Source organism: Streptomyces sp. NPDC003943 (assembly GCF_053605265.1).
This window is the reverse complement of sequence record NZ_JBSGIW010000050.1, coordinates 35,231-57,573: the sequence shown is the minus strand read 5'-3', so window position 1 is coordinate 57,573 and position 22,343 is coordinate 35,231. Positions and strand designations below refer to the sequence as shown.

At 71.9% G+C, this 22,343-nt stretch carries 20 protein-coding genes and 3 pseudogenes; 15 read left to right on the top strand and 8 right to left on the bottom strand.

Annotation, left to right across the window (positions count from 1 at the left end):
- Nucleotides 1–91 (top strand): annotated as a pseudogene (locus ACWEV0_RS21200) (hypothetical protein); the annotation flags it as partial.
- Nucleotides 92–96: 5 nt separating this feature from the next.
- On the opposite strand, the pseudogene ACWEV0_RS21195 reads toward ACWEV0_RS21200, so the two are convergent.
- Nucleotides 97–1,500 (bottom strand): annotated as a pseudogene (locus ACWEV0_RS21195) (nucleobase:cation symporter-2 family protein); the annotation flags it as partial.
- 482 nt (nt 1,501–1,982) lie between these two features.
- Here ACWEV0_RS21195 and ACWEV0_RS21190 point away from each other — a divergent pair.
- The 3 genes from ACWEV0_RS21190 to ACWEV0_RS21180 are packed head-to-tail and all read left to right on the top strand — an operon-like array spanning nt 1,983 to nt 5,532.
- Nucleotides 1,983–3,413 carry a uracil-xanthine permease family protein gene (locus tag ACWEV0_RS21190; protein WP_453150903.1) on the top strand — a complete coding sequence of 477 codons (1,431 nt, stop codon included), beginning with the start codon at nt 1,983–1,985 and terminating at the stop codon, nt 3,411–3,413.
- Nucleotides 3,413–4,825 (top strand): amidohydrolase family protein, encoded by a 1,413-nt coding sequence (locus ACWEV0_RS21185; protein WP_453150902.1) that lies wholly within the window; start codon nt 3,413–3,415, stop codon nt 4,823–4,825. The genes ACWEV0_RS21190 and ACWEV0_RS21185 overlap by 1 nt, the downstream gene beginning before the upstream one ends.
- Entirely contained in the window at nt 4,822–5,532 is a 711-nt protein-coding gene (locus tag ACWEV0_RS21180) for a sulfite exporter TauE/SafE family protein (RefSeq protein ID WP_453150901.1), read from the top strand. Before ACWEV0_RS21185 ends, ACWEV0_RS21180 begins: the two co-directional genes overlap by 4 nt.
- Here ACWEV0_RS21180 and ACWEV0_RS21175 read toward each other — a convergent pair.
- On the bottom strand, nt 5,516–6,559 hold the full coding sequence (locus ACWEV0_RS21175) for a LacI family DNA-binding transcriptional regulator (protein ID WP_453150900.1): 1,044 nt from the start codon (nt 6,557–6,559) through the stop codon (nt 5,516–5,518). The genes ACWEV0_RS21180 and ACWEV0_RS21175 overlap by 17 nt on opposite strands.
- 85 nt (nt 6,560–6,644) lie before the next feature.
- Between ACWEV0_RS21175 and ACWEV0_RS21170 the strand changes: the two genes are divergently transcribed.
- From ACWEV0_RS21170 to ACWEV0_RS21150, 5 genes are all read left to right on the top strand, one after another.
- A complete protein-coding gene (locus ACWEV0_RS21170; protein WP_453150899.1) occupies nt 6,645–7,043 on the top strand; it encodes a TOBE domain-containing protein in 399 nt (132 codons plus the stop codon).
- A gap of 34 nt (nt 7,044–7,077) precedes the next feature.
- On the top strand, nt 7,078–7,512 hold the full coding sequence (locus ACWEV0_RS21165) for a molybdopterin-dependent oxidoreductase (RefSeq protein ID WP_453150898.1): 435 nt from the start codon (nt 7,078–7,080) through the stop codon (nt 7,510–7,512).
- Between the two features lie 109 nt (nt 7,513–7,621).
- Nucleotides 7,622–8,014: a TOBE domain-containing protein gene (locus tag ACWEV0_RS21160; protein WP_403789146.1), complete on the top strand. Its 393-nt coding sequence runs from the start codon at nt 7,622–7,624 to the stop codon at nt 8,012–8,014.
- A gap of 95 nt (nt 8,015–8,109) precedes the next feature.
- Nucleotides 8,110–8,925, top strand: coding sequence for a molybdate ABC transporter substrate-binding protein (gene modA, locus ACWEV0_RS21155; protein ID WP_453150897.1), 816 nt, complete (start codon nt 8,110–8,112; stop codon nt 8,923–8,925).
- A 106-nt stretch (nt 8,926–9,031) separates the two neighbouring features.
- Complete coding sequence (locus ACWEV0_RS21150) at nt 9,032–10,966, top strand: ABC transporter permease (RefSeq protein ID WP_453150896.1); 1,935 nt, start codon at nt 9,032–9,034, stop codon at nt 10,964–10,966.
- Between the two features lie 139 nt (nt 10,967–11,105).
- Here ACWEV0_RS21150 and ACWEV0_RS21145 read toward each other — a convergent pair whose 3' ends face one another.
- Entirely contained in the window at nt 11,106–11,273 is a 168-nt protein-coding gene (locus ACWEV0_RS21145) for a hypothetical protein (protein ID WP_453150895.1), read from the bottom strand.
- A 178-nt stretch (nt 11,274–11,451) separates the two neighbouring features.
- On the bottom strand, nt 11,452–11,871 hold the full coding sequence (locus ACWEV0_RS21140; protein ID WP_453150894.1) for a TOBE domain-containing protein: 420 nt from the start codon (nt 11,869–11,871) through the stop codon (nt 11,452–11,454).
- Nucleotides 11,872–12,377: 506 nt separating this feature from the next.
- Here ACWEV0_RS21140 and ACWEV0_RS21135 point away from each other — a divergent pair.
- The 4 genes from ACWEV0_RS21135 to ACWEV0_RS21120 all read left to right on the top strand — a co-directional run bounded on the left by ACWEV0_RS21135 (nt 12,378) and on the right by ACWEV0_RS21120 (nt 17,683).
- The gene (locus ACWEV0_RS21135) at nt 12,378–13,460 is read left to right on the top strand and encodes a hypothetical protein (protein WP_453150893.1); all 1,083 of its coding nucleotides are present in this window, start codon (nt 12,378–12,380) and stop codon (nt 13,458–13,460) included.
- 140 nt (nt 13,461–13,600) lie between these two features.
- Nucleotides 13,601–14,692 (top strand): hypothetical protein, encoded by a 1,092-nt coding sequence (locus tag ACWEV0_RS21130; protein WP_453150892.1) that lies wholly within the window; start codon nt 13,601–13,603, stop codon nt 14,690–14,692.
- 185 nt (nt 14,693–14,877) lie between these two features.
- Nucleotides 14,878–15,639 (top strand): maleylpyruvate isomerase family mycothiol-dependent enzyme, encoded by a 762-nt coding sequence (locus ACWEV0_RS21125; protein ID WP_453150891.1) that lies wholly within the window; start codon nt 14,878–14,880, stop codon nt 15,637–15,639.
- Between the two features lie 352 nt (nt 15,640–15,991).
- Nucleotides 15,992–17,683 carry a M4 family metallopeptidase gene (locus ACWEV0_RS21120; protein WP_453150890.1) on the top strand — a complete coding sequence of 564 codons (1,692 nt, stop codon included), beginning with the start codon at nt 15,992–15,994 and terminating at the stop codon, nt 17,681–17,683.
- A 234-nt stretch (nt 17,684–17,917) separates the two neighbouring features.
- Here ACWEV0_RS21120 and ACWEV0_RS21115 read toward each other — a convergent pair whose 3' ends face one another.
- From ACWEV0_RS21115 to ACWEV0_RS21105, 3 genes are all read right to left on the bottom strand, one after another.
- Nucleotides 17,918–18,850, bottom strand: a complete 933-nt coding sequence (locus ACWEV0_RS21115) for a MurR/RpiR family transcriptional regulator (RefSeq protein WP_453150889.1) — start codon at nt 18,848–18,850, stop codon at nt 17,918–17,920.
- Nucleotides 18,851–19,098: 248 nt separating this feature from the next.
- Complete coding sequence (locus ACWEV0_RS21110; RefSeq protein WP_453150888.1) at nt 19,099–19,716, bottom strand: DUF4328 domain-containing protein; 618 nt, start codon at nt 19,714–19,716, stop codon at nt 19,099–19,101.
- 163 nt (nt 19,717–19,879) lie between these two features.
- Nucleotides 19,880–20,095: a hypothetical protein gene (locus ACWEV0_RS21105; RefSeq protein WP_453150887.1), complete on the bottom strand. Its 216-nt coding sequence runs from the start codon at nt 20,093–20,095 to the stop codon at nt 19,880–19,882.
- On the opposite strand from ACWEV0_RS21105, the pseudogene ACWEV0_RS21100 reads away from it, so the two are divergent.
- A pseudogene (locus ACWEV0_RS21100) lies at nt 20,063–20,155 on the top strand (hypothetical protein); the annotation flags it as partial. The gene ACWEV0_RS21105 and the pseudogene ACWEV0_RS21100 overlap by 33 nt on opposite strands.
- A 180-nt stretch (nt 20,156–20,335) precedes the next feature.
- Here ACWEV0_RS21100 and ACWEV0_RS21095 read toward each other — a convergent pair.
- Nucleotides 20,336–21,463, bottom strand: a complete 1,128-nt coding sequence (locus tag ACWEV0_RS21095) for an NADH:flavin oxidoreductase (protein WP_453150886.1) — start codon at nt 21,461–21,463, stop codon at nt 20,336–20,338.
- Between the two features lie 168 nt (nt 21,464–21,631).
- Here ACWEV0_RS21095 and ACWEV0_RS21090 point away from each other — a divergent pair, with 168 nt between their 5' ends.
- Nucleotides 21,632–22,030, top strand: a complete 399-nt coding sequence (locus ACWEV0_RS21090) for a MarR family winged helix-turn-helix transcriptional regulator (protein ID WP_453150905.1) — start codon at nt 21,632–21,634, stop codon at nt 22,028–22,030.
- The last annotated feature ends 313 nt before the right edge of the window (nt 22,031–22,343 follow it).

Here is a 22,343-nt window from a genome sequence, read left to right as displayed (position 1 = left end):
CGACGGCAGCAGCAACACCCACCCGCTCACGTCCATCGACGTGGCCGCGCACGAGATGACACACGGCGTCACCTCCAACACCGCGGGTCTGGTCTGCGGGCCCGCTCCTTCCTCGTACGCGGCCAGGCCGTCCCAGTCGATGACCTCGCGCCTGCGGCGGCTCTCCAGCACGTGGAAGAACAGGTTGAGCAGGACGGCCGCGAGCGTGCCGAGGGTGATCCCGCTGCCGAGGACGGCCCGCACCTCGGTGGGCATGCGCTCGAAGAAGGGCGCGACGGCGGTCGGGAGCATCGCGGCACCGAGGCTGACGGCCAGGATGATGGCGTTGCGCTCCTCCCGCAGGTCGACCTTGGCGAGGATCTGGATGCCGACGCCGGCGACCATGCCGAACATCGCGACGGCGGCCGCGCCGAGCACCGGGTGGGGCACGGAGGCCACCACGGCGCCGATCTTCGGCACCAGGCCGAGGACGACCATGAAGAAGCCGGCCGCGACCACGACGAAGCGGCTGGTGACGCGGGAGATGCGGACCAGGCCGATGTTCTCCGCGAACGCCACGTACGGGAAGGAGTTGAACACTCCGCCGAGGACGGTGGCGATGCCGTCGGCCCGCAGCGCGCGGCTGACCGTGTCACCGTCGACGCCGCGTCCGGTGATCTCACCCATGGCGTACACGTCTCCCGTGGTCTCCACCATGGTGATGAGCATGACGATCACCATCGCGAGCATGGGCATGACCTGGAAGTGCGGCAGGCCGTAGTGGAAGGGCGTGCTGACGCCGAGCCAGCCGGCCTGGTCGACCGTGTCGAACTCGGCGTCGCCGAGCAGCCACGCGACGGCGGTTCCGCCCACCAGCCCGAGCAGGATCGCGATGCTGCGCAGGAACGGGCCGCCGAACCGCATCACGATCAGGATGAACAGGAGGGTGCCGCCCGCGTACGCGAGCCGGTCGGGGGTCCCGTACTGGGGTCCGCCCATGAGCGCCGCGCCGCCGCCGACGTCCTGGAGCGCCACCGGGATGAGGACGATGCCGATGACGGTGAGGAGGGTGCCGGTGACGATCGGCGGGAAGTACGCGGTCAGGCGTCCGGCGAAGGGGGCGACCAGGAAGGCGGCGACGCCGCCGGTGATCACGGCCCCGTACACCACGAGGAGACCGGCGGTGCCGCCGCCCGCGCCCTGGCCGATGGCGATCATCGGTGAGACGGCCGTGAAGGTCGCGCCCTGGACGAGCGGCAGCCGGGCGCCGATCCGCCAGAAGCCCCATGCCTGGATGACGGTGGCGATGCCGGCCGTGACCAGGTCGGCGTTGATGAGGTAGACGAGTTCCTGCCGTGAGAGGCCGAGGCTGCTGCCCAGGATCACCGGTACGAGCACCGCGCCGGCGTAGAACGCCAGGACGTGCTGGAATCCGTAGAGCGCGAGGGTGGGGAGCGGGAGGACCTCGTCCACCGGGTGGACGGTGGTGAGGGGTCGCCGACGCGCGGACAGTGGTGCCATCTCTGCCTTGCCTTGAGGGTAGGTGAATGAGAGGTGCGTGGGGGGCCTCGGGGGAGACGTCCGGGTGGCCGCGCGGATCTGGCGGTTCAGGGGGCCGGCGGGCACGGGGTTACCGCTGCGCTGCCAGGCGTCCGGACATGGAGGCGTGAGGGGGCCGGGGCGAACGGCCCGGGCCGGAGACAGATCCTGGCGGACAGGCACGGCCTCGCGCAAGCCGTGAGCTCGCACTTCTTGAAGCAAAACCCCTTGGTAACTTACGAATCAATGGCCGACGGCCGCGCACGGTGCGGATTCCGTTGCCCCTTCTGATGCCGCGTCACTTCGGGGCAGGCCCGGCACTTTCCGCGCCCATGGCCTTGACGCCCGGCGGACCGCCTCACATACTGACGGCCAAATCGATTTGGCCACCTCGCTTTGGCTCCCCGTCCAGGGCCGGATCGCGGCTGAACCAGTACGTGTCGAACGCCGATCGGAGCTCGAACGTGTCCAGTCCCCGCCAGTCCCCTCCCGGTACCGATCAGCCACCGGCGCCGGCGCCGGAACCCGCCGGCCCCGCACCGGTGGACCCGGTCACTCCCGTCCGTCCCGTCCATCCCGTCGACGAGGCGCGTCCGCTGGGCCGGATCCTCCTCTTCGGGATCCAGCACGTCCTCGTCATGGCGGCCACGCCGATCTCGGCCGTCTTCCTGATGAGCGCCTCCCTCGGCCTCGGCAGCGACCTCACCGTCAAGCTGCTCTCCGCGGCCTTCGTGCTCTCCGGAGTCGGATCCCTGATCCAGTCGCTCGGCCCGTGGAAGTTCGGCTCCCGGCTGCCGTTCGTGATGCTTCCCGGGGGTGCGCCGCTGATCCTCTTCCTGTCCATCGCCGAACAGCACGGCCTGCGCACCGCGTCCGGCGCGGTGATCCTCACCGCCGCCTTCACCTTCGTCGTACTGCCGCTCTTCTCCCGGCTCCTCGCCTTCTTCCCCGCCCTCGTCATCGGCACGATGATCGTCATCGTCGGCGTGAACCTGGTGAAGGTGGGCGCGGTCCTCGTCACCGGGCGCCCCGGCAGTCCCGGCTTCGCCGACCCCTCGAACCTCGCGCTCGGCATGGCGACGATCGGCTTCACCGTCGTCTTCTACCTGCTGTTCACCGGCGTCCTGCGGCAGCTCGCCGTCATGCTCGGACTCCTCGCCGGCACGGCGCTGGCCGCGCTCCTCGGACACGTGGACCTCGGCCGCGCCGCCGACGGCGGCCTGGTCGGTCTGCCGCAGCTGATGCCGTTCGGCTCGCCGCAGTTCAGCCTCGTGGCCGCGCTGCCGCTGATGCTCTACAGCCTCGCCTCGATGGCGGAGGCCACGGGCCAGACCGTCATCAACGCCGAGGCCGTCGGCAAGGACATCGACCGGCGCACCGCCGTCCCGGCGACCGTCCGCGGCGACGCGCTCACCTCCCTCTTCGGCGGGTTCCTCGGACTGCCGCTGATGGTGACGAGCGGCGAGAACATCGGCATCGTCCGGGTGACCGGCGTCCGCAGCCGTTACGTCACCGCGGCGGCCGGCGCGGTCCTCATCGCCATCGGCTTCCTCGCCCCCGTGACGCGCGCCATCAGCCTCGTCCCGTCGGCGGTCGTCGGAGGCACCGCCATGGTCGTCTTCGCGGTCGTCACCGTGCTCGGGGTGCAGCTGCTCGGGCGCTCCGACCTCGACAAGCACACCAACACGTTCATCTGCGCCGTCGCCCTCGCGCTCGGCCTCCTGCCCATCCTCGTGCCGGGTGTGTACGCGGGCTTCCCGCCGAACGTCCGCATCCTCCTCGAAAGCGGCGTCGCGGTCGGCGCGGTCACCGCCGCCGTCCTCAACGTCCTCTTCCACCATCTCAGGCCGGGCATCGCCGCCCGCCTGGCCACCAGCCGTACGGAAAGCCACTGATGAACCAGCGCACCCGCCGACTCCTCGACCACCCAGGCCCACTCCTCCTGGAACCGGACGCCGTCCTGCTGCCCGAAGGGCCCGCCGACGGGTTCGCCGTCGTCGTCGCCGACGGCACGTTCCACGCCGTGGGCCCCGCGGACGACGTCCGCCTCGCCCACCCGCACCTGGAGGCCGTGCGCCTGCCCGGCCACCTCCTGATGCCCGGCTTCGTCGACGCCCATCACCACCTCACGCAGAGCTTCGGCTCGGCGCTCGCCTTCGGTGAGCCGTCGGAGATCTTCCGACGGGTATGGGTACCGCTGGAGACCTCGCTGGACGAGGAATCCGCCTACACCGCCGCGAAGTTGGCCGCCCTCGAAGCGCTGCGCGGCGGCTTCACCACCGTCGCCGACGCGGGCACCCGCGCCGACGTGGACGTGGACGTGGTCGCCTCCGCGGCGCGTGACGCGGGAATCCGCTGCGTCCTCGGGCTCGTCTGCAACGACGCCGCGGACGCTCTGGACAACCCCGGCGCCGAAGCCGACCCCGCCGTCCTCGCCCTCGCGGCGAAGCACCTCGCGCGGTACGACGGCGACCCGCTCGTCCACCCCTCCCTCGCCGTCTCCATCCCCGAGGCGGCGAGCGACGCGACCCTGCGGCACGTCTCCCGGCTCGCCGCGGAGGCGGGAGCCACCGTCCAGATCCACGCCAACGAGCATCTGGCCGGGGTCGAGCGCTCCCTGCTGCGGCACGGCCTGCGCCCCCTCGAACACCTCCACCGCACCGGCGCGTTGGGCCCACAGCTGCTCGCCGCCCACGCCACTCTCCTCACCCCCCGCGAGCTGGCCCTGCTGGCCGACACCGGAACCGCCGTCAGCTACAACCCGGTGGCCAGCGCCTGGAAGGGCAACGCCGTCGCCCCGGCGCTCGCCATGGCCGAGCGCGGCATCCGCTTCGGCCTCGGCACCGACGGGACGCGAGGCGACGGCTTCCGCCTCGCCGAGGCGGCCGAGTTCGCCCAGCGGATCGCGTACGGCCTCGCCACCGGCGACTCGTCGTGCGGCGCCGGCTGGACCTGGCTGGAGCACGCCACCCGCGGCGGCGCCGACGCCGTCGGTCTCGGCGCCCGGACCGGCGTCGTCGCCGAGGGCCTGGCGGCCGACTTCCTCCTGGTCGACGTCACCACCCCGGAACTGGCGCTCTCCCGGGACGTGCCCTGGGAGCTGGTGCGGCGCGGCAACCGGGACCAGATCACCGCCGTGTTCGTCGGCGGCAGGATGCGCCTGTGGCAGGGCCTGCCCACGACCTGGGACGGCCCCGCCCTCGTCCGGCGGGCGGCCGAACTGGCCCGCGCCTCCGTGGCCCGGGCGGCCATCACCCGCGCGCACCCCACGTCCACGGCGGCACGGATGAGGAGCACCGCCCCGTGAGCGTCACGACCCTGGCCGTCCTCGCACTCACCGTGACGGTCGCCTCGTTCGTCCAGGGCAGCAGCGGCCTCGGCTTCGCGCTGATCGTCGCTCCGGTGGCCGGACTCCTGACCCCCGGACTGCTCCCGGTGTTCGTGCTGGCGGCGATGATCCCGCTGAACATGTACGTCGCCTGGCGGGAGCGCGCCTCGATCGATCTGCGCGGCGCCGGCTGGATCACCGCCGCGCGGCTCGCCGCCACCCCCGGCGGGCTGGCGCTGCTCTGGCTGATCCCGGACCGCAGCCTGGGCCTGTTCGTGGGCATCGCCACCGTCCTGGCGGCGGTGGTGAGTCTCGCCGCGCCGGCCTTCAGCCCCGGCCGGGCCGCCTATCTCGGCGCGGGCGCGATCACCGGGCTCACGGAGACGGCCACCGGCGTCGGCGGCCCGCCGCTCGCCCTGGTCTACCAGCACCGGCCGCCGGCCGAGCTGCGCTCCACCGTCGCCGTCTGCTTTCTCGTCGGTGAACTCGCCTCGCTGGCCCTGCTGTTCGCCACCGGCAAGGGGCAGCCGGCGGACCTCGGCTGGGCGCTGGCCCTGCTGCCGGCGATCGCCGTCGGCGCCTGGGCCAGCCGCCTGGTGCGTCACCGGCTGAACGCGGCCCGGATGCGCCTGTTCGTGCTCGGGTTCGCGACGGTCTCCGGGCTCGTCCTCATGCTCGGGCCGTGACCCGCAGCGACGACGCCCTCGGGATCACCCGGGGCTCGGGCGACGTGACCACCGCGCCGGTGGTCACGTCGCCGCGCAGCCGGCCGAGGAGCAGTTCCACCGCGTCGGACGCCGCCCGGTCCAGATGGAGGTCGACGGCCGTGAGCGGCGGCTCGCAGGTACGGGCGCGCAGGCCGTCGTACCGGGTGACGACCATGACGTCGCCGGGCACGGCGCGGCCGCTGTCCTTGATCGCCCTGACCGCCCCGACGGCGAAGGCGTCCACCAGCGCGCACACGGCGTCGGTGCCGGGGTGGCGGGCGAGCAGCTGCGCGCACGCCGCGTAGCCGGCCTCCTCGCCGCCCGCTTCGGTAGCGGTCGCCACGACCGGGGTCCAGCCGTGCTCCGCGCAGATGCGCTCGTACGCCGCGCGGGCGTCGACCGCCGCGTGCCGCTCCCCCGATCCGATGATCAGCGCCGGCCGCCGGGCGCCCTGTCCGTGCAGATGGGCGAGGAGCAGCTCGGCGACGAGGCCGCCGCGCAGATCGACGTACGGCGCCGTCTCCTCCGTCGACACGGGCCTGCCGAGCGCCACGTACGGCAGCCCGCGCTCCTTCAGATCGGCCACGGCGGCGTCGTTCACGTCGGGCTCGACGACGATGGCGCCGTCGATGTCGACGGAGTGCAGGCCCGAACCGGACTGCACGGGCGGTACGAGCACCAGCGCGTAACCGTGCAGCAGCGCGCTCTCGGCGGCGGCGGCGGCGATCTCCATGTAGAACCCGAGCCGCGAAGGCCCGGCGGCCACCGCGACCGGCATGGACGAGGCGAGCGCGATGGCCTTGGCCTGACCGCGCCGCAGCCGCTGGGCCCGCAGGTTGGGCCGGTATCCCAGCTCGGCGGCGACCTTCTTGACACGTTCCCGGGTCCGCGGGTCGACCTTCCCGATCCCGTTGAGGGCGTGCGACACCGTGGTGCGCGACACCCCTGCGGCGGTGGCGACCTCGGCGATCGTCGGCGGTCGGGAGCCGGCCCCGGACGTGGACATCTCCGTCACTCCTCACACGATCGCGGACAGGCGCCGTCCCGCCCGCCGCCCAAGATAGTTCAACCGGGTGGCCTAGAGTGCGGGTGTGCCGTCGTACAGCATTGGGCAAGCCGCGCAGCTGCTCGGAGTGAGTTCGGAGACCGTTCGCCGGTGGGCGGACGGCGGCAGGCTCGGCATGGAGCGGGACAGCTCCGGCAAGCGTGTCATCGAGGGAACGGCCCTGGCCCGCTTCGCGCAGGAACGGGGTGCGGGACTGCACGCCGTCCCGGAGGACGACGTGTCGACCTCCGTGCGCAACTCGTTCGTGGGGATCGTGACGGGCGTCCGGGTCGACGACGTGGCGGCCCAGGTGGAGGTCCAGTCCGGGCCGCACCGCCTGGTGTCGTTGGTGACGCGCGAGGCCGTCGAGGAGCTCGGGCTCGACGTCGGCGTCACGGTGACCGCCCGGGTGAAGTCGACGAGCGTGCACATCGACGTGCCCTGACGACTCACGGGGCTCCTTCGCGCTCTGGGGAGACGTGGCCCGCCCCGCCACGCTCACCGTCGACGATCTGCGCCACGGCTGGGAGCAGCACCGGGCCGAGGTCGTCTACGACCGCGCGAAGGACGGGCCGCAGCGCCACACCTTCGTCGGGGCGCTGCTGCGCGAGGTCGTCGACCGGACCCGTCCCGGCTTCGATCCCGCCAGGCGCAAGGAGCGCTCCGGATTCCTGCTGGCCGTGAACGGCGGCGACGGGCACCACGCCGTCCTGTCGTGGGCGGAGATCGACGCCGACTTCGGCAACACCCCCGTCCTCCTCGCGACCCGCATGGACGACGAGGAACTCGACCCGGCCGGCGCCCAGCTCGTCGTCCCGTCCGACCGCTGCGGGGCGCGCTACGTCAGCGCCGTCACCGGCATCTGGATCGGCTCCTGCCGGCTGCCCGGGGCCTCGCTTTCGTCCACGTACTGAGACTGCCGGGTGCTCCACTCATCCCTTCCTACAAGCAACCTCTCATTCGCGATGGAGAGTCCCACGACCTTGTTGCAGATGAGCGGGAAAGGCACCTACGGTGTCGCATATGCAGTCCTACACCATCGGGCAGGCCGCGCGTCTGCTGGGCGTGAGCCCCGACACCGCCCGTCGCTGGGCGGACGCGGGCCGGGTCGCGACCCACCGCGACGAGAGCGGCAGGCGCGTCATCGACGGCAAGTCGCTCGCCGCGTTCTCCGTGGAGATCGCGCAGGGCGAGGGCGACGACGACGCGTCGTACACGTCGGCGCGCAACGCGTTCCCGGGGATCGTCACCGGGATCAAGCTCGGCGACATCGCGGCCCAGGTCACGATCCAGGCCGGTCCGCACCGGCTGGTCTCCCTCCTCACCCGTGAGGCCGTGGAGGAACTGGGACTGGAAGTCGGCATGCAGGCCACCGCCCGCGTGAAGTCGACCAGCGTGCACATCGACCGCACCTGACCACCCCTCACGCAGCACGAGGAACACCTCGGCCGTCGGCGCGACCGGCCTCGCTCTCCGCACTTTCCGTTCGTCCCCAAGGAGTTCAGACCGCCATGTCCCGCATGCTCACGCCCACGAGACGTCGTGCCGCCGCTGCCGCCCTCACCGCGGCCCTGCTCGTCCCGCTCTCGGCCTGTTCCAGCGACGACGCCAAGAAGGACACCGGCGGGTCGAAGGCGTCCGCCTCCGCGAGCACCGCGTCCCAGGTGAACCTGACCGTGCTCGCCGCGGCCTCCCTCACCGACGTCTTCAAGACCGCCGGCGCCGCCTACGAGAAGTCCCACCCGGGCACGAAGCTCACCTTCTCCTTCGCCGGCTCCCAGGAGCTCGTCGCCCAGGTCTCGCAGGGCTCGCCCGCCGACGTCCTGGTCACCGCCGACACCAAGAGCATGGACAAGGTCAAGGCCGACACCAGCGCGCCGGTGATCATCGCGAGGAACCGGCTCGTCATCGCCACCGGTGAGGGCAACCCGCACAAGGTCGGCGCGCTGAAGGACCTGGCGGACACCAGGCTCAAGGTCGTCCTGGCCGCCCCCGAGGTGCCGGCCGGCAAGTACAGCAAGCAGATCCTCGACAAGCAGAAGATCGCGGTGAAGCCGGTCTCCCAGGAGCCGAACGTGCGCGCCGTGCTCAGCAAGGTCGAGCTGGGCGAGGCCGACGCCGGCCTCGTCTACAAGACGGACGCCGACAGTGCGAAGGAGAAGGTCGACGCGGTGGAGATCCCCGACGACCAGAACGCCGTCGCCACGTACCCGGCCGCCGCGCTGAAGGACTCCAAGAACGGCGAGGCCGCCGCCGCGTTCGTCGCCTGGCTGTCCTCGCCGGAGGGCCAGAAGATCCTGCAGGACGCCGGCTTCCAGAAGCCGTAACCGACCGGGACCACCCGACCGCGAGGGGCTGTCCGCCCGGGGGGACGGACAGCCCCTCGTCCCCGTCTCTCCACCTCTCCAAGTCCTCCTGTCTTCGGGATCCTCGATGAAACGAGCAGGCGTACGCACCTCCGGCGCCCGTCCGCCCCTCACGCTGACGCTGCCCGCGCTGGTGGCCGTGGCCTTCCTGACCCTGCCGCTGATCGGCATCCTCGTACGGACGGAGTGGAGCGAACTCGCCGGCCACCTGAGCTCACCGGGCACCGTCCAGGCGCTGAAGCTGTCGCTCCTCGTCTCCTTCTGGGCACTCGGCCTCTCGCTGCTGCTCGGCGTCCCGCTGGCCTGGCTGCTTGCCCGGGTGCCCTTTCCGGGCAAGGCGTTCGTCCGCTCGCTCGTCCTGCTGCCGATGGTGCTGCCGCCGACGGTCGGCGGTGTCGCCCTGCTCCTCGCCTTCGGCCGACGCGGACTCCTCGGGCCGTGGCTGGAGGGCACCTTCGGCATCACGCTGCCGTTCCACACCTCCGGCGCCGTGCTGGCGGCGACCTTCGTCGCCATGCCCTTCCTGGTCATCAGTCTGGAGGGCGCGCTCGGCGGACTGCGGCCGCGCTACGAGGAGACGGCGGCCTCCCTCGGTGCCTCACCGGTCCGCGTCTTCTTCACCGTGACCCTGCCTATGGTGGCGCCGGGCGTCGTCGCGGGCGCGGCGCTGACCTGGGCCAGGGCACTCGGCGAGTTCGGCGCCACGATCACCTTCGCCGGCAACCTGCCGGGGACGACGCAGACCCTGCCGCTCCAGGTCTACCTGCTGCTGCAGGACGAGCCGGAGGCGGCGACCTCCGTCTCGCTGCTGCTCCTCGCCATCGCCATGGCCGTCCTGGTCGCGCTGCGCGGACGGTGGACGGGCGCCCCGGCCCGCGACGTACGGCGTTCCGCTCCGCGCGAGTCCGGCCCGGAGCCGATCGCCGCGCCGCGCGTCGAGGCCGCCCCGCCGGCCCCGGCCGGCGAGCGCTGGGCGCTGCACGCCGAGGTCACCGGTTTCACCCGGCTCACCCTGGACGCCGAACCGGGCACCACCATCGCCGTCGTGGGACCGAACGGCGCCGGCAAGACCACCCTGCTCCGGGCCCTCCTCGGACTCACCCCCCGGGCCCACGCCGCCCTCCGCCTCGGCACCACCGACGTCACGGCCCTGCCCCCGCACCGGCGGCGGGTCGCCTGGGTGCCCCAGGACGGCGCCCTCTTCCCGCACCTGACGGCCCTCGCCAACACCGCGTACGGCCTGCGGGCCCAGGGCGTCGCGCGGGCCGAGGCCCGGCGGGAGGCCCGGACCTGGCTCGACCGCCTCGGGGTCGGCCACCTCGCGCACCGCAGGCCCGGGCAGCTGTCCGGCGGGCAGGCGCAACGGGTGGCCCTCGCCCGGGCGCTGGCCGCCCGCCCCCGGCTGCTGGTCCTCGACGAACCACTCGCCGCGCTCGACCAGACCACCCGCGCCCACGTCCGGCACACCCTGCGCGCCCACCTGGCCGGCTTCGGGGGCGTCTGCCTGATCGTCACCCACGATCCGGTCGAGGCCGTCTCGCTCGCCGACCGCGTGCTCGTGCTCGACGACGGCCGGGCCCTGCAGGACGCCGCTCCCGCCGAGGTCGCCCGCCATCCCCGCTCGCCCTGGGTGGCCCGGATGCTCGGCCGCAACGCCTGGCCCGGCACGGCCACCACGGAGGGCCTCGCCCTCGACGCCGGTGGCGTCCTGGTCGCGGCCGACCCGCCCGCGGCCGGCACCCCGGCGCTCGCGATCGTCGCGCCCGAGGCGGTGTCCGTCCACCGCGAGAAGCCCGCCGGCAGCCCCCGGAACGTCTGGCCCGGCACCGTACGCGAGATCACCAGCAGCGGCAGCCGCCTTCGGGTCCTGATCACCTCCGAGAAGGCGCCCGACCTCGTCGCCGAGATCACGCCGCAGGCGGCCGCGGAACTCGGCCTGGCCGACGGGGTGTCCGTCTGGACCAGCGTGAAGGCGACCGAGGCGACGATCGTGTCCCTCTGACCGACGGAACGACGGGCCGATCGCCCGCGCCTCGATGCCGCCCGGCTCGTCCCGCTTCGACGCGGGCGGGCCGGGGACGGGCCGCGGCTCCAGCGCCCGCGCGGGGGGCCGGCGTTCGCGGTGCGACGACGGCCCGGGCTCACGCTCCGGGAAGGAGCAGGGGTGCCGGGTCGCCGTCGGTCCAGGCGGAGCCGATCGCGGCCAGGACGTCACCGACGGCCGCACCGCGCAGGAACGCCGCCCGGTGGCCGCCGGCGATCCGGCAGAGCGCGGGTCCGACCAGATCCGGGGCGGTTGCGGAGGGCACGGACCTCACTACCGGCGGCCGATCTTTCCGGGCACCGCCGTGCTGATTTCCCCAGCGCGCCGACCGGTTCACCGCTCGCCACGACCGCCCGTGAGCCCCGTGCACGCGCGGGAGCCGCGCCCCGGGGAGGCGGGAACGCGGCGTGATGAGGTGGCGGAAGTCGGGCGGATATCAGACCTCAGGCGGCGGAGAGCGAGATCTCGGTCGACTTGATCAGGGCGACGACGGAGGCACCGGCCTTCAGGCCGAGGTCCTCGACGGCGTCCTTCGTGATGGCGGCGGTCAGCTCCCCGCCCTCGACGGCGACCCTCACCGAGCCCATGGCGCCGCCGGTCGACACCTCGGTGACCGAGCCGGCGAGCTGGTTGCGGATGGAGATGCCCTCGACGGCTGCGGTCGCGAGGGCGACCTCGGTGGCTTTCACGAGGGCCTTGACCGCGGAGCCCTCGGCCAGACCCAGGTCCCTGACGGCGTCGGCGGTGATGGCGGCGGTGATGTCCTGACCGCCGGCCAGGCGCACCTTGACGGACGCCATGGCCTCGCCCGTGGTGACGGCGGTGACGGTGCCGGGGAGCTGGTTACGAATGGACAGGGTCATGGAAACGCGCCTCGCAGAGCCGGAACTGAGCAGCCGTCACTTGTGTGACCTGCACCTTTGCCGACGCTACCGGAAGAGAGATGCGCTTCGGCGGCATGCGTCGCATCCACCAGCCGAATGGCCGTCATGCCCTCGCACCGACCGCGCCAGCTTCACTTATGCCAGGGGAAATCGCGAGACAGCCAGTAGATGTGAATCCATCATGCTGCTACAGTCCGCATTTGCGTACGCATGAGTGACCCTCATCGCGGATTCGCACGGGCTCCTGTCGCCCCCCCTCCCACGACCTGCGCCGACCGGCCCGTCGGCCAACGAGCCCGCCGGCACGGCAGGTATCGCAGGCATCACCGGTATCGCCGGTCTACGGGGAACACCCCGGAACCCTGAGGCCCGCCTCGGCAAGCCCGGGCGACAGACCTTCCTCCTCCACGGCACCGCACTCGGACGGGACCTTCGGCCCCCGGGTCGTCGGGTCGCCGTGCCGACCATCAGAAAGACGGAATCCGATGACAAGAGAACAGTTGCGGCGCCCTGCTCCGAGCAGGCTGCTGATCCTGGGCGCGGCGCTCGCCCTGGCCCTGGCGACGCCGGGGACGGCGTACGCCAACACCGTGGCCGTCACCGTGAAGTCCCCCGGGGCCAGCAGCGGTCCCGCCTCCGCCAACTCCGAGATTTCGAGCCACGCGGACTGTTCCAGCGGCCTCGTCTCCGGCGGCGGGATCAACCAGGCCATCGGCACCGGTTCCAGCGTGAACGGCAACCACGTCAACGGCACCGCGCCCAGCTCCGACGGCACCACCGAGTACACCGGCTCCACCGGCGTCGTCGGCACCGACGTGACGCACTGGCTCGGCATCGGCGGAAGCGGCGGCCAGGTCAACGCCTCCTTCTCCACCACTCCCTACGCGATGTGCTTCACCAGCAACCTGATCAACCACACCCAGGTCGTCATGAACAAGGCCAACGCCCCCACCGCCGGGGCGACCGTGGGCCTGGTCACGGCGACGTGCCCGGCCAACACCCGTCTGATCGGCGGCGGCGCCCGTACCACCCCGGGCAACACGGGCAGCTTGAAGACGATCGCGAGCTTCCCCACCTTCAACGACTCCGCGCACTCCTTCGGCGCGAAGGCCGCGGCGGACGGAGAGACCAACCCCGACTCCTGGACGGCGGTCGGCTGGGACTCCGGCACCGGCAGCACCAACTACACCTACGCGTACGCGATCTGCAGCGGAAGCGGCATCGGCGTCGGCGGCGCCACGGTGAAGGTCCGCCACACCGAGGTGAGCGGCCCGACCACCGCGAGCACCGGCCAGACGGCGACCGTGGGCTGCGGCCAGGGCGACGGAAACCTGGTCAGCGGCGGCGCCGCGATCAGCGGGGGCAGCGTGACCACCACCGGTTTCACCGGGCCGGGCTCGGGCGGCGACCACCTCAACGGCAGCTTCCCCAGCACCTCCGGCGGCGCGGCCGTCAGCGACGGGACCACCACGGCGGCGTACTGGACGGCCTCCGCCCACACCGGAGGCCAGTCCTCGCCCGGCACCTACACCGACGCCTGGGCGCTCTGCGCCAACGACGGCGTCTGAGGCGCCCGTTCGGACGGCCGGGCAGCCCGGCCGTCCACGTCAGCGCAAGAGCCTGAACGCGTGTGTCCACGTCACCGCAAGAGCGCTGAACGCGTGCGCCCATGCCACCACAAGAGCCTGATCGCGAGAAAGAGAATCCGATGAGCACGAACCTCCGGCGGAGCTCCGCCACGGCCAAGGCGCTGGTCCTGGCCGGCCTGCTGACCGTGGCGGTGCCGGGAGCCGCGTACGGCAAGACGGCCGATGTCACCGTCGTCACCCCGGGGGCCACCATGGGCCCCGCGACACCCTTCACCGGGGTCTCCTCGCACGCCGACTGCCCCGACGGCCTCGTCTCCGGCGGCGGCGCCGACCAGGCCATCGGCAGCGACGAGATGTCCAACGGCAACCACGTGATGGGCATGGTGCCCAGCGCCGACGGCGCCACCGAGTACACCGACGCCCCCGGGATCGTCGGCACCGACGCCACGCACTGGATGGCGTTCGGCGGAAGCGGGAGCCGCAGCAGCGACGCCTTCTCCACCACGCCGTACGCGATCTGCCTGAAGAGCAATCTGATCCGGCACACCCAGGTGGTCATGAACAAGGCGTCCGGACCCACCACCGGGCTGTCGTCCAAGCTCGTGACGGCGACCTGTCCGCCCGGCACCGTCCTCATCGGTGGCGGCGCCCGCACCACCCCGGCCAGCGTCGGCAGCCTCAAGCCGATCGCCGGCTTCCCCACCTTCAACGACGCCGAGCACCACTTCGGCTCGATCGCGGCGGGTGACGGCGAGCGGAACCCCGATTCCTGGACGGCGGTCGGCGGGATCGGCGGCGGACGCGGCGAGGACAACATGACCTACGCGTACGCGATCTGCAGCACGGACGACATCGACCTCGAGCACGTCGCCACGACGGTGCACTTCACCGAGGTCAGCGGCCCGAACACGGCGTCCACGGGACAGCAGGCGACGACCGGCTGCTCCCGCGGGGAGGGACAGCTGGTCAGCGGCGGCGCCGCGATCAGCGGTGGCAACGTGACCACGACCGACTTCAGCAAGGCGACCTCGGGCGGCCCCCACCTCAACGGCAGCTTCCCGAGCGACGCCGCCGGCACCCCGGTCGGCGACGGCGACGCCAACCCGTCGTACTGGACGGCAGCCACCCACAGCGGCGGCTCCCCCTCGCCGGGCAGCTACTCCGACGTCTGGGCGCTGTGCCTGGACGTGCGGCACGGCCACGCCAAGTAGGCGGACCGGTTGACATCCTCAACCATCGGCGCTTACTTTCCTTCCCGGTATTATTTCAGAACATGAACCATCCACCTGCTTAAGCATCCTTCTGGGCACGTCATGGACGCTGAATGACCCCGTTCAGCGAGGTCGAGAGGCTGCCCTGGAGCACCCGGGGCAGCATCACCAGAAGGAAGATCCGCATGAACTCCGCAGAGCACGTCGCCGCCGTCGCCGCCGAGACCGCCAGGTTCGTCGCCACGGTCAAGACCGCCGACCCCTCCACCCCGGTGCCCACCTGCCCGGGCTGGACCCTGGCCGACCTCACGCGGCACACGGGCTCGGTGCACCGTTGGTTCACCGAGCTGCTCCGCGGGCGCATCCAGCAGCCGCCGACCAGCCGTGACGTGGATCTCCGGCTGCCGGAACACGCCGACGCCTACCCGGACTGGCTCGCCGAGGGCGCCACGCGAGCCGCCGACGTCTTCGCCGCCACCGACCTGGACGCCCCCATGTGGGCCTGGGGGCTCGACCAGCACGCCCGGTTCTGGGTCCGCCGCATGCTCTTCGAGACCCTCGTCCACCGGGCGGACGCCGAACTCGCACTCGGCCTCTCCCCTCACGTCGACCGCGCCCTGGCAGTCGACGGCATCGACGAGTTCCTCACCAACCTCCCGTTCGCATCCCGCTTCGCGCCCCTCACCGCCGAGCTCCGCGGCAACGACCAGACCATCCGGTTCAGCTGCACGGACAGCGACGACGACTGGCTGGTCGTCCTGCGCCCCGACGGCTTCGGCCTGGCGGCCACCGACACCGCCCCCCGCACGGCGGACGCCACGATCCAGGCAACCGCGGCGGACCTGCTCCTGCTCGCCTATGGCCGCCTCGACCACCGGAGCGGCACCTTCGAGCGGCTCGGCGACCCGGAGCTGCTCGCCCACTGGTTCGCGCACTCGGCCTTCTAGGCGCGGCCTCGGCTCGTTCGGCTCGTCCGGCTCATCCGGGGCATCCGGTTCGCCGGACGAGCCGCCCCACGCCGGGAGCGGATGGCGGGGAGCAGCCGTTCCCCGCATGCTCGGCAGGACTTCTTTCACGCGTATTGCGGATTCCTGTGTCGTCCGTGTCGGCGCGTGTCGCGTCCTTGTCCTTCCCGTGAACAAGCCGGCGGCAAATCCGGCACAAGCCTCCGAACCCCCCTTCATGCCACATGACATGTGCGCGGCGGACTGGGAGTGTCCCTGCCCATCAAGGCAGTCCTCCCCGTACGAGTTGGCCGGCGATCCCGCCCGACTCCCCGCCACTCTCTGGAGAAACCACATGTCCTCGTTCTCCCCCACCGACTCCAGGGCGCGCCGCCTCGCCCTCACGTCCGGCGCCGCCGTCCTCACCGGCGCCCTGCTCGCCGCCGGTGCCGGTGCCGCCATCGCGTCGGCGGGTTCCGGTGCGGAGCCGCACGACGGCACCTCCGTCGCGGCCACCGCGCAGTCGCTCGGCCTCGGCGCCAAGGAGAAGCTGGTCGTCAAGGACGTCATCAAGGACGCCGACGGCACGGTCCACATCCGTTACGAGCGCACCTATGCCGGCCTTCCGGTCCTCGGCGGCGACCTCGTCGTCCACCGTGCCGCCGACGGCGCCGTCAAGGGCGTCACCAAGGCCGTCCAGGCCACGATCAAGGTCGCCTCACTCACCCCGAAGCTGACTCCGACCGCCGCCGAGTCCGCCGCGGTGAAGGCCGCCAAGGCCGCGAGGACCACGGCTGCCGCCGGCGACGAAGCCCCGCGCAAGGTCATCTGGGCCGCCGACGGCAAGCCCGCCCTCGCCTACGAGACCGTCGTCAGCGGCACCCAGGGCGACGGCGTCACCCCGAGCCTGCTGCGTGTCGTCACCGACGCGAACACCGGCAGGAAGCTGTACGAGCAGCAGCTGATCGACGACATAGCCGGCGGCATCACCGTCAAGGGCATCGCCGCCAAGGGCGCCACCGCGGCCGCCAAGCCGGGCGGCGGCTCCCCGGTCAGCGCGGTCGGCACCGGCGCCGGCCAGTACAGCGGCACCGTCAGCCTCAACACCGCCACGTCGTCGAAGGGTTACGAGCTCGTCGACGACGAGCGCGGCGGGTCGAGCACCATCGACCTCCAGCACCGTACGGGCGGCAAGGGCGTCCTGTTCACCGACGCGGACAACGCATGGGGCAACGGCACCCCCGCCGACAACCAGACCGCCGCCGTGGACGCCGCCTACGGAGCGGCCAAGACCTGGGACTTCTACAAGGACGTCCTGCACCGCAACGGCATCAAGAACGACGGCCGGGCCCCGGTCTCCCGCGTCCACTACGGCAACGCCTACCAGAACGCCTTCTGGGACGACCGCTCCTTCACCATCACGTACGGCGACGGCGCGAACGACCAGCACCCGCTGACCCAGCTCGACGTGGCCGGCCACGAGTTCAGCCACGGCGTCACCTCCGCCACCGCCGGCCTGCAGTACTCCGGCGAGTCCGGCGGCCTGAACGAGGCCACCTCGGACATCCTCGGCACCGCGGTGGAGTGGAACGCGAACAACGCCCAGGACCCGGGCGACTACCTGCTCGGCGAGAAGATCGACATCTTCGGCAACGGCAGGCCGCTGCGCTACCAGGACCGGCCGAGCAAGGACGGCCGCGGATCGGCCGACTACTGGAGCGCCGGCGTCGGCAGCCTCAACGTGCACTACTCGTCCGGCGTCGCCAACCACTTCTTCTACCTGCTGTCCGAGGGCAGCGGCGCGAAGGACATCAACGGCGTGCACTACGACAGCCCGACCGTGGACGGCTCCACGGTCACCGGCATCGGCCGGGACAAGGCCGTTCAGATCTGGTACCGGTCGCTGACCACGTACTTCACCTCCACCACCGACTACCACGGTGCCCGCGAGGGAACCCTGAAGGCGGCTGCCGACCTCTACGGCGCGGGCAGCGCCGAAGTGAACGCCGTGGACGCCGCCTGGGCGGGGGTGAACGTCAAGCCCTGACCCGTACGGCGATGAACGAGGCGGCTCCGACCCAGGGGTAGATCGGAGCCGCCGCAGCCGTTCAAACACGAGGGCCGTCTGAGGAGGAGGGGGCGACCCTGCGATGTTCTGTTCGGGCCCGTGGGGGCCCCTTCAGTAAATATACTTACCGTCCATAAAGCAAGAGAATGAAAATTTTCATACGGAGAGTGAGGAGAAAGCCTCGCTCGGTGGCCCGGGCCGGGTCGTGGCGGGTCAGCCGTCCAGGAAGAAGTCGTGCTGCTCCGCCGCCTGCTCGTACTTCTCCAGCCGGGTCTGGGTCCGCTGCGGATCCGCGTCCGCCATGGCCTGGAGGAGGGCGGCGGACAGCACCCCGGGCGCCGCGTACGAGTCGAAGACGAGCCGGGCCCCCGTGCCGGCGGTGAACACCACGTCGGCCTCGTCGACGAGCGGCCCGAGCGCCAGGTCGGTGATGAGCGCGACGCGCAGTCCGGCGGCGCGCGCGGCCCTGACGACCGCCAGTGTCTCCTTGGCGTGCCGGGGCATGGCGAAGGCCAGCACCCACGTACCGCCCGCCTCGCGCGCCTGGAGCAGCCCGTCGTAGGCGACGCTGCCGCCACGCGTCACCACCCGTACGTCCGGGTGGATGCGGCGCGCGGCGTACGCGAAGTACTCCGCGAGGGAGACCGAGATCCGCAGGCCGAGGACGGTCAGCGGTACGGATCGGGCCAGTGCGCGGCCGACGTCGAGAATCCGGTCGGGGTCGGCGAAGACGCGCCGCAGGGACGTCAGGTTCTCGATCTCGGCGTCGACCGCCGACTGCAGCTCGTTACGGAGCCGCCCCTCCCCCTCCCCCTCGTCCGGCGCGCCGGCGACCGCGCTGAGCGCGATGGGCTGCAGGGCCTCCCGGAGCGCGGGATACCCGCTGAACCCCAGCGACGAGGCGAACCGGGTCACCGACGGCTGACTGACGCCCACGCGCTCCGCGAGCTCGGTGATCGAAAGGAACGCGGCCTCGGTGAGGTGATCGGTCAGGAACTGGGCGATGCGCCGCTGCGCGGGAGACAGCCGGCGCCCGCCGAACAGCGCCCGCAGACGCTCGGCGGGAGAAGCCGCCTCCGCCTCGGCCGAGCGCCTGCCCGGCGTGATCGCCGCTGCCTGTGCGCGCGCCTGCTGCCCAGATGACACGGGGTGCCTCCTTCTCGTCTCGCTGTCGCCCAAGATAGTTCAACGGGCCGCACTCGCCGCGGTGCGAGACGCGGAGCGAGACGCGGGGCGGAGCCTCCGCAGGACCGGAGCCACCCCACTTCCGCGGGGTGGCGGGTCGCCGGCCGGCTCGCGCGCGGGCCGACCTGGCTCGCGACCAGGTCGGCTGTTTCGACGACCGGAACCGGGTGGCTCCGCGACGCACGATGACGGTGCGGAAGTCCGCCCGGTCAGGTCATGTTCAGGTACGGGAGCGGGCCGGCCGGCTGGTCGGCGGTGACGCGGCGAATGACCAGAACCGCCAGGATCGAGTCGAGAAGGGCGAGGCCGTGGTCCACGACGGTGTGGTAATCGGTCTGATGGAGTATCAGGAGGTGGACCGCGACCGAGACCGGACCGTCACAGAGCCAGACGAACCACCAGGCGTTGATCAGCCAGACGTCGCGGGGCGGGCCGCCGGCACGGCGGATGTCGAGGGTGATGCGGCGGGGCAGCCACCACATGGCGAGCGGGATGATCCAGGCGCCGAGGGCGAAGAGCGGTGAGTACTTGTGGGTGCCGGGGGCGAGCACCTCTGCGTTGCACCGGCAGCGGTGGAACCAGACGAGGAACGCGATCCAGCAGGAGATCTGGAGCAGGCCGAGCAGGGCGTCGTGGTCCCTGACCAGCGGAGAGCCGGAGCCGCCGGTCGCCATGACGTAGATGTCGGCAAGGGCCGAGGTGGCTATCAGTGCCTGTGCGACGACGGCAGGTCCGGCGGGGTTGCGGAACCGGTAGCGAGGCCCCTGTACGGCCGCAGGACCGACGGGCACGTTGTACTGGTCCACGATCTCCCCCAAGAGCGTCACGCTGCCGCCACGTTCGTCCACGGCTTGGCACTGAACGTCGGCATGCAGGTGTGCTCCGACGTGGCGTCACCCAAGTTAGCGCCTGTGAGCGGCCCCCGGGGAGTTCGCCGACGTCTTCGGCGAACTCGGCGCGCCGAATCCCGTTCCACGGCGCACCCCTTCCTCACCTCCTGGACCGCAGGGGGCCGGGCTCCCGGAAGCCGTCGATCTGCGTGAGAGCGGTCTCGGCCACCTGGCCGACGGCTCGGCAGGCTTCCCGCCGCATCGTGTCCTGCACATGGCGGATGGCGACCGTATCGGCGTCGACCACCATCGCCGCATGCTCCAGCAGCTTGATCGCGGGCGAGTGCGGCGGCACCTTGACCAACTTGCCGTTCACCCAGGCCGCGCGTGGTCGCTGTGCTTCTGGAAGGGCGTCGCCCGCTACTACGACGTCACGGTGCGCCGACGTACGAACCCGCGGGCAGCCTGGTACTACCCGCGTCCCCAGCCCGCCGGCACGCCGGATCAGGAACCACGTGGCGTTCCGGGGCGGCGTACGGATCGAGGACGGACCGTGAGCACGCCCACGGTCCGTCGGCGGCGCGGTGACCGGTGTCACCGCGCTCGTCTTCCGCGCTTAGCTCAGCGTCTTCAGCGCGGCCGCGTCGTACGGCTTCAGTTCGTCGACCCTCCCCGCGAGGACCTTGGACGCCCACTCGGGGTCCTGGAGCAGGGCGCGGCCGACGGCGACCAGGTCGAACTCGTCGCGCTCGAGGCGGTCGAGGAGGTTGTCGAGGTTGCCGAGTTCGGCGCCCTCGCCCGCGAAGGCGCGGATGAAGTCGCCGTCGAGACCGACCGAGCCGACGGTGATGGCGGGCCTGCCGGTGAGCTTCTTGGTCCAGCCGGCCAGGTTCAGGTCCGAGCCCTCGAACTCCGGGAGCCAGTAGCGGCGAGTGGAGGCGTGGAAGGCGTCGACACCGGCCGCGGCGAGCGGGGCCAGGATGGCCTCCAGCTCCTGCGGGGTCTCGGCGAGCCGCGCGTCGTACGCCTCCTGCTTCCACTGCGAGTAGCGGAAGATCACCGGGAAGTCGGGCGAGACGGCCGCGCGGACCGCGGCCACGATCTCGGCCGCGAACTTCGTACGGGCCACGGCGTCGCCGCCATAGGCATCGGTACGGCGGTTCGTCCGCTCCCACAGGAACTGGTCGACGAGATAGCCGTGGGCGCCGTGCAGTTCGACGCCGTCGAAGCCGATGCGCTCGGCGTCCGCGGCGGCCTCGGCGAAGGCGCGGATGACGTCATCCAGGTCACTCTGGGTCATCGCCTTGCCGGCGCCCTCGGTGCCGTCGACGCGGATACCGGAGGGGCCCACGGCGGGGGCGTCCGCGTAGGGCGCCTGGCCCTGCTCGCGGACCATGCCGATGTGCCACAGCTGCGGCACGATCGTGCCGCCCGCGGCGTGCACGGCATCGGCGACCTTCGCCCACCCCGCCAGCTGCTCCTCGCCGTGGAACCGCGGCACACGGTCGCTCTGGCCGGCCGACTCGTGGCCGACGTACGTCCCCTCGGTGACGATCAGGCCCACGCCGGCGGCGGCGCGGCGGGCGTAGTACGACAGCACGTCCTCACCGGGAACGCCACCGGGCGAGAACATGCGCGTCATCGGCGCCATCACGATGCGGTTCGGGACGGTCAGGCCGTTCAGCACGACGGGCCGGGAAAGGATCTCGGCCGCGCGAGAGGCGGGGGACTCGGTGACGGTCACAGGGACGCTCCTCATGGCGATTACTTGACAACCTTGATGCTTGAGAACTTCATGCAATGGAATGAAGGTAGAGCTACATATTTGAGGTAGTCAAGTTTCTCCAATAGGCTGGATCCCATGACAGAAGCTGCTCGCACAGAAGCGCCCCGCGTCGACACGGCACAGCTCATGGAGCTGTTCTCGGTGTCGCTCGGCGTCTACTACGGCGACTTCACGCTGGCGGCGGCGAGCGAGAACCTCACGGCGAGCCAGGGCAAGGCACTGACCGTGCTGCGCCGGGGACCCGCCGCGATGCGCGCGCTGGCCGAGACCATGACCTGCGACGCCTCCAACATGACCGGGATCATCGACCGGCTGGAGAAGCGCGGCCTCGTACGCCGCGAAGCCGACGCGTCCGACCGGCGCGTCAAGAACGTCATCCTCACGGCTGAGGGCGAGCGCGTGACCGACGCGATCCGCGCGAAGATGCGCACCACGCAAGACGGCCTGGACAGCCTCAGCGACGCAGACCGGAACTCCCTGTACACCCTCCTGGAACGGGTCTTCGTCTCCCGCCCCGCCACCTGACCGGGGTGGCCCGCAACCGTCACCCTCACTCTCCGCTCGTGATCTTGGCGTCGGTGGGCGAGCCTCGCCGTGCGGGCCCGCACCGGGCGCGGGCCACCGGCCGTCGCCCACGCCGTTCATGTGGCCGATGGCCACTGGTGCGGTCCGTGCCCGATCGAACCGTCCCTCGTGGCGGCTCGCTCCCGCGCTAGTCGGCCGATAGCGCCCGGCGGTGATCCTTGAGTCAGCGCCACTGGTCGCCGGCGCGGCAGACCCGTGATCCGCCCGTCTGCCGTCCCCGCCTCCGACGCACGTGATGTCGACGGCTGTCGCT